The sequence below is a fragment of the Bacteroidales bacterium genome (genome assembly GCA_031275285.1).
GTDB lineage: Bacteria > Bacteroidota > Bacteroidia > Bacteroidales > UBA4181 > JAIRLS01.
This window is the reverse complement of record JAISOY010000045.1, coordinates 1-6,785: the sequence shown is the minus strand read 5'-3', so window position 1 is coordinate 6,785 and position 6,785 is coordinate 1. Positions and strand designations below refer to the sequence as shown.

The following is a 6,785-nucleotide window of genomic DNA, read 5'->3' as shown; positions in this document are numbered from 1 at the left end:
CATTGCTGGAACATGGATGTATGGTGTATTGGATGATAAGGGAAAATGGATCAAAAACCTGACTGCATCTTCAAAGGAATGGAACCATCAATGGCGTGCAAAAGGATCGCAACCGGGATTTGGCGTAAAGGAAAGCAGTCAGTTTCTGATTACCAGAAGTTCTGATGATGGAAAAACCTGGTCGGAACCGGTGAACCTGACTGAAATGTGCAAGAAAAAGGAATGGTGGTTGTGGTCTCCTGCTCCCGGCAATGGGATCACTATGGATGATGGCACATTGGTTATGCCCACGCAGGGACGTGACAAAGACGGAAAGCCATTTTCCAACATTACATGGAGCAAAGATGGTGGTAGCACCTGGGTAACCAGCAATCAGGCAGCCGAAACACCGAAAGGAACCACTGAATGCGCTGTGGTTCAGCTATCCGACGGTTCACTGATGCTGAATATGCGGGATAACCGTAACCGGTCGGATATGTCCGAACACAACGGAAGAACCATTGCTGTTACTACGGATTTAGGAAAAACCTGGACAGAACATCCTACTTCGAGAAATGCTTTAATAGAACCCACCTGTATGGCAAGTTTATATAAGCACCATTACACGGAAAACGGAAAAGAAAAAAGTATATTGGTTTTTTCCAACCCTAACTCTAAGAACGCTCGTGACCATATGACCATTAAGGTAAGTTTTGACGATGGAAAAACATGGCCCGAAGAACATTGGTTGTTACTGGATGAAGGTAGAGGTAGAGGATACTCATGCCTCACTTCTGTTGACGAGCAGCATATAGGAATTTTATATGAAGGAAGCCAGGCGGATATGATTTTCCAAAAAATACCCTTAAAGGAATTACTAAAATCCGTTAGGGAGTGACCTTATCAGTTGACAGATGCAGGTTAATCAAGGGTTAATGAGAAGATAATTATCATTAAGATAATCCATAGAACTGAAAACATTGAATTCGAAATAAACAAGATTATGGCAACAATTTTAAAATCAGGGCAGAGGAAGTTTCAGGAAGCCCCAAATAAGATAGATAATTTTAGAATTTTTACCGATGTTTCCATTCAGGAAAAAGGAATAAAATCTCAAAATTTAAATTTTGATGTACGCCAATTAAATCCGGGGCAATATTCTGCCCCCTATCACTTCCACCGGTATGCAGAAGAGTTATTTATGATCATCTCCGGGTCGGCAACTCTAAGAACTCCCAGTGGATTAGAGGTAGTTGGGAATGGTGACCTGATATTTTTTGAAATGGGGAAACAGGAGCGCACCAGTTATACAATCACACAACGGAAGCTTGTGTTTTTCTGGATATCAGGACCTATATCGGACATGATGTATGTGAATACCCTGATTCCAATAAATTATTAATTGCTCCGACAATGGAAACATTTGATAAAAATGCCCGGGTGGAATATTTTAAAGGAGAGGAAAACATCCGGGATAAGTGGGAACAGATCAAAAATACCAACGATCTATAGATGCCCCCTATTAATCAAATAAGGATGTTACGTTGGTAACATCCTTATTTGAAATTATCCTGACAGATATTATTTCTAAATTCTGATTAGTTCAAATCATTCATTATCCCGAAGGCATCATTTTTAAGAAAGCCACTTCTTCAGGGCTTAAGAAACGCCATTTTCCCCGTTTCAACCCTTTCCTGGTTAATCCGGCAAAATATACACGGTCTAATTTCATTACCTTATAACCTACGGCTTCAAACATACGTCGTACGATCCTGTTTTTTCCGGAATGTATCTCAACCCCTATTTGGGTATGGTTATCCTGATCTGTGTAAGCAACGGAATCAAAAGCGATAAATCCGTCTTCCAGTTCAATACCTTTGGCTAGTTTTTCCAGATCTTCTCCGGAAAGTGGTTTATCTAGGGTTACCTGATAAACTTTACGCATCCTGTTGGACGGATGGGTAAGCTTAAGCGAGAGATCCCCGTCATTAGTAAACAACAATACACCGGTAGTCATCTTATCCAGACGGCCAACAGGGTATATCCTTTCTTTACAAGCGCTACGTACCAGATCCATCACTATTTTTTTACCCTGGGGTTCATCCACTGAAGTAACAAAACCCTTGGGTTTATTCAATAAGAGGTATATCTTACGCTGGCTGCTCAGTATTTTATCTTTAAAGCAAACTTCATCGCCAGGATTTACCTTAACTCCCATTTCTGTAACGACCTCTCCGTTTACTTTTATCAGTCCCTGCTTGATGTACTCATCGGCTTCCCGTCTCGAACACAAACCGGTATTGGAGATAAAGCGGTTTAACCTGATCGGCTTATCAAATACGACATCAGGATATAACGGAGCCACTGGCTTGATCTTTTTCTTGAGCGGCGGTAAAGGTTTCTTTCCAACCTTTCTCTTTAAAACAACCTTTTGATAAGGTTTATCCGGAACACTACTGGTGTTATTATCTTTTACAATCCGTTTACGTTTCCTCTTTGCAGGTACTGAATCCACAGCACTGTTCAGATCAATATACCCCGAATCATAACCACTGCTCCCTCCTCTCTCATAATTATAGTCTGTATCCTGGATACGATTACCATAGTTATCAGACTTGTTGTAAGAGTTGCCCTCATACATTCTTGGTGAGCTGTTTTTTCCATCTCGGATGCCTCGACGCTCATTTCCATACTTTTCCGAACGCGAAGATGCTCCTGGTCCAGATGCACGCTTCCAATCGTTTCTGTTATCCATAAATTGTTTCTTTCTGAAAATTAAATTATTAAATTATAATTAAGTTAAAAATTGTGTGCAAATGTACACATAAAATTGACATTCAACGAATAAATTGTTTTTTAATTAAAGATTTTGTTTTGTCTCTACGGTACGGATTTTACTTTTGCGTTGTACAAACTCCGTTATATTTTCTTTATTACATAAAGAACAAAAGTCATACCAAAAATAAACCCGACTGTAGAAAATATATAATTTTTTAATTTTGGACATCTCTCTTATGTACTTTTTCACTTTCCTTTTCGATGGATTCTGCTTCCTCTTCATCAATACGATGCTGCAAATCCCCCCTGAATCCTTCAGCCGGAATTTTTATCATATATTTTTTCCGGGAAGCATTTGTCAGTTTATTATCCCGCAACCAGGGATTCAACAATTTTAAAATCTTATAATTGGTCTGGTACTTGAATGCAAAGTCAGCCCAATCGGGAATACTTGTTTTCACTTCAACTTCCGTATAAGGAATACTCCCGTATTTTTCACTATTCAGCACCTTAAATCCATACTTTAACGGATCATTCAATATGGTTTTTACGGCAATTATGCGGTATACATACCGCATTGTCTCGTCATTCAGCAATAGATCATAATAATAATCAGACTGCTGACGTTTGACCTGCCTGCTCAATCCGGCTTTTCCCATATTGTAGGAAGCCGCTGCCATGGTCCAGCTATCAAAAATCTTATAGGCGTCGTTCAGATATTTACAAGCAGCTACGGTTGCCTTTTCTAAATGATAACGTTCATCCACTTCACTGTTGACCTCCAATCCGTAATCAAGGGCAGCCCCTTTCATGAACTGCCAGAATCCCGTTGCTCCCTTAGGAGATACCTTATTCATGAAATCACTCTCAATCAGTGATAAATACTTAAAATCGTCAGGAATCCCGTTTTCCGCCAATATCGGCTCTATGACAGGAAAAAAACGGGTGATCTTTTTAAGATATTGAACCGTGCTGGAATGAAAATTCATGTTCACAATTAATTCCCGCTCCATACTTTCCCGTACGTCAATATGATGAAGCGGAACCTGTTCACCGGCAAATTCCATTTTTTCCGGCATAAAAGGAGTGGTAATATAATGTATGATAGTATCCTTGGCAGCTTGATCCGTATGATGAGGTGAAAAGGCGCAAAATCCGAATGTAGCAGCTATCAGCGATAACAAAACAAAAGCCGCGACAGAATAAGTTTTCATGTGAACTATGATATATTAAATTCAGGTTTAAGTCTACAAAATTACTAAAAATATAGATAGATTACTGTATAATCCGCGTCAACAGCACTTTTATTATCCGGATCATACTTCTGTAATCGGAATTTGATGCTATATTTGTGCTTGTTATATTATAAGTATCTTTTTGAGAAATTGTTCACCATCAATATATCTATTTTCAAAAATTAAAAAAATTTTAACAATTAACATATTAATATTATGACCACTCGCAGGAATTTTATCAAAAAGGGAGGATTAGGATTAGCCGCATTGGCGGTTGGTAATCACGTTTTTTCAATGAGCCAATATGGTGTAAATAAAAACATAACAAACAACTTTGTTTCAAATCGTCCTCCGCTATCCGAACGTCATTTTACATCCAAAGCCGTGGAAGAGACCATTGTAAGGATCAAAAAGCAGATCAAAGATCCGAAACTGGCATGGATGTTCGAAAATTGTCTGCCCAATACGTTGGATACTACTGTCAATTTCAGGATGATCAATAATAAACCCGACACATTTGTATATACGGGTGATATCCATGCCATGTGGTTAAGGGATTCCAGCGCCCAGGTATGGCCTTACCTTCAACTATGTAAAAATGATGAACCGCTGAAGCAATTGATCGCAGGGGTCATCAACCGGCAAACTAAATTAATCCTGATCGACCCCTATGCAAATGCGTTCAACGACGGACCCGGGGACAGCGAATGGTTGTCCGACAAAACCCAGATGAAACCCGAATTACACGAACGGAAATGGGAGATCGACTCACTTTGCTATACGGTACGATTGGCATACCATTACTGGAAAATTACCGGAGACAGTTCCGTATTTGATGCTGACTGGAAAAAAGCAGCCGGACTGATCATTCGGACATTCAAAGAACAGCAACGAAAAGATGGTGTAGGTCCCTATGTATTCCAAAGGAAAACAGAAAGACAACTAGATACATTATCCAATAATGGCTTTGGTAATCCTGTAAAACCGGTCGGTCTGATCGTTTCATCTTTCCGCCCGTCCGATGATGCCACCACATACGGGTTTCTTATACCATCCAATCTTTTTGCAGTAACTTCACTGAAGCAAATGTCCGAGATATCTACAAAAGTAACTATGGATAAGGATTTTGCAAAAACCTGCGATACACTTGCCGGTGAAGTACAAAAAGCCATAGAAAAATATGCCGTTACCGAACACCTCACATATGGAAAAATTTACGCTTTCGAAGTAGATGGCTTTGGCAATCGTTTGTTTATGGATGATGCCAATGTTCCGAGTTTACTGGCCCTGCCTTATCTGGGTACTGTTGCAGTTAACGATAAAATTTACCAGAACACCCGTAAATTTATTTGGAGTCTTGATAATCCTTATTTCTTTAAAGGAAAAGCAGGAGAAGGTATTGGAGGTCCTCATATCGGTTATGACATGATCTGGCCGATGAGTATCATTATGAAAGCCATGACCAGCAGTAACGATGCTGAAATCAAAGATTGTATCCGGATGCTTCGTGATACGGATGCCGATACCGGTTTTATGCATGAATCATTCAACAAAGACAACCCTGCTGATTTCACACGTAAATGGTTTGCCTGGGTAAATACCTTATTTGGTGAATTGATCATGAAACTGGAAAAAGAAGGAAAAATCGGTCTCTTGAATAATTTGTCATGATCCTATACAGGTACTTTCTTTTATTCTTTCCTCTTTTCTTTTCTGCCTGTTCCGGGACCTCAACGGATCACCCGGAATATTTACCTATGGCCGAAGAGACATTGGATCATATCTACACTTATTACGGAGTGGAAAACACCCCTTTACTCCGTGAAAATTATCCGTTTGATGCCAGTTATTCCGCTACTTATCTTGCATCGGAGGATACCGGGTCTGTGAAACAGTTTGCATATTTATGGCCGTTTTCGGGTACTTTTTCTGCGGTAAATGCTTTATTGCACGCATCAAACGACAAAAAGTACCTTGAAATTCTGGAAAACAGAGTATTGCCTGCCCTTGAAAAATACTATGATGATTCTCGACAACCACCGGGTTATGCATCTTATCTACGTGAATCAGGATGGTCCGACAGGTTTTATGATGACAATGTATGGCTGGGTATTGACTTTGTTGACCTGTATATGTATACAAAAAATACGGAATACCTTGAAAAATCAAAAGAAATCTGGCAGTTCATCCTTAGCGGAACTGATGAAGAACTGGAAGGTGGAATTTATTGGTGTGAGCAGAAAAAGCGTTCAAAAAACACCTGTTCCAATGCCCCGGGATCAGTGATGGCATTCAAATTATTCAAAGCGACCAGGGATAGTACATTTTTTCACCAGGGGCTCTCGCTGTATAACTGGACCAAAAAGCAATTGCAGGATACCGGAGACCACTTGTACTATGATAATATTTCATTGACTGGAAGAGTCGACAAAAGGAAATATGCATACAACAGTGGTCAGATGTTACAATCTGCTGTATTGTTATATAGCCTGACCAATGATCAGGAATATCTTTCAGAAGCCAGACAAATAGCGGAATCTGCCATTTTATATTTCACAGATAATTTCACCACCGACGATGGAAGATCATTCCGAATGATTAAAAAAGGAAATGTATGGTTCACAGCTGTCATGTTCCGGGGATTTGTTGAATTATATACTATTGATAAAGAAAGGAAGTACATCGACATCTTTGCCCGAAATCTGGAATATGCATGGCTCAAAAACAGAGACGTTAATCATCTGTTCTCAGATGACTGGAGCGGCAAATCGGGGAAAAAGAACCGATGGCTGC

6 protein-coding genes are annotated in these 6,785 nt (G+C 39.7%); 4 read left to right on the top strand and 2 right to left on the bottom strand.

Annotated elements, in window-relative coordinates; translation table 11 throughout:
• A partial coding sequence (locus LBQ60_04380) for a glycoside hydrolase (GenBank protein ID MDR2037139.1) occupies window positions 1–877 on the top strand: 877 nt, incomplete at its 5' end.
• Between the two features lie 105 nt (window positions 878–982).
• Window positions 983–1,381 carry a cupin domain-containing protein gene (locus LBQ60_04375; GenBank protein MDR2037138.1) on the top strand — a complete coding sequence of 133 codons (399 nt, stop codon included), beginning with the start codon at window positions 983–985 and terminating at the stop codon, window positions 1,379–1,381.
• A gap of 213 nt (window positions 1,382–1,594) precedes the next feature.
• On the opposite strand, the gene LBQ60_04370 is transcribed toward LBQ60_04375, so the two are convergent.
• Window positions 1,595–2,734, bottom strand: coding sequence for an rRNA pseudouridine synthase (locus LBQ60_04370; protein ID MDR2037137.1), 1,140 nt, complete (start codon window positions 2,732–2,734; stop codon window positions 1,595–1,597).
• A 238-nt stretch (window positions 2,735–2,972) separates the two neighbouring features.
• A complete protein-coding gene (locus LBQ60_04365) occupies window positions 2,973–3,971 on the bottom strand; it encodes a lytic transglycosylase domain-containing protein (protein ID MDR2037136.1) in 999 nt (332 codons plus the stop codon).
• A gap of 237 nt (window positions 3,972–4,208) precedes the next feature.
• Here LBQ60_04365 and LBQ60_04360 point away from each other — a divergent pair, with 237 nt between their 5' ends.
• On the top strand, window positions 4,209–5,663 hold the full coding sequence (locus LBQ60_04360; protein ID MDR2037135.1) for a glycoside hydrolase family 125 protein: 1,455 nt from the start codon (window positions 4,209–4,211) through the stop codon (window positions 5,661–5,663).
• The coding region (locus LBQ60_04355) for a glycoside hydrolase family 76 protein (GenBank protein MDR2037134.1) at window positions 5,660–6,785 on the top strand (1,126 nt) is incomplete at its 3' end. The genes LBQ60_04360 and LBQ60_04355, both read left to right, overlap by 4 nt.

What these genes read in the sequence shown, in the direction of transcription:
- LBQ60_04360 (MDR2037135.1), top strand. Translation starts at nt 4,209, where the DNA reads ATGACCACTCGCAGGAATTTTATCAAAAAGGGAGGATTAGGATTAGCC.
- LBQ60_04370 (MDR2037137.1), bottom strand. Translation starts at nt 2,734, where the DNA reads ATGGATAACAGAAACGATTGGAAGCGTGCATCTGGACCAGGAGCATCT.
- LBQ60_04365 (MDR2037136.1), bottom strand. Translation starts at nt 3,971, where the DNA reads ATGAAAACTTATTCTGTCGCGGCTTTTGTTTTGTTATCGCTGATAGCT.
- LBQ60_04375 (MDR2037138.1), top strand. Translation starts at nt 983, where the DNA reads ATGGCAACAATTTTAAAATCAGGGCAGAGGAAGTTTCAGGAAGCCCCA.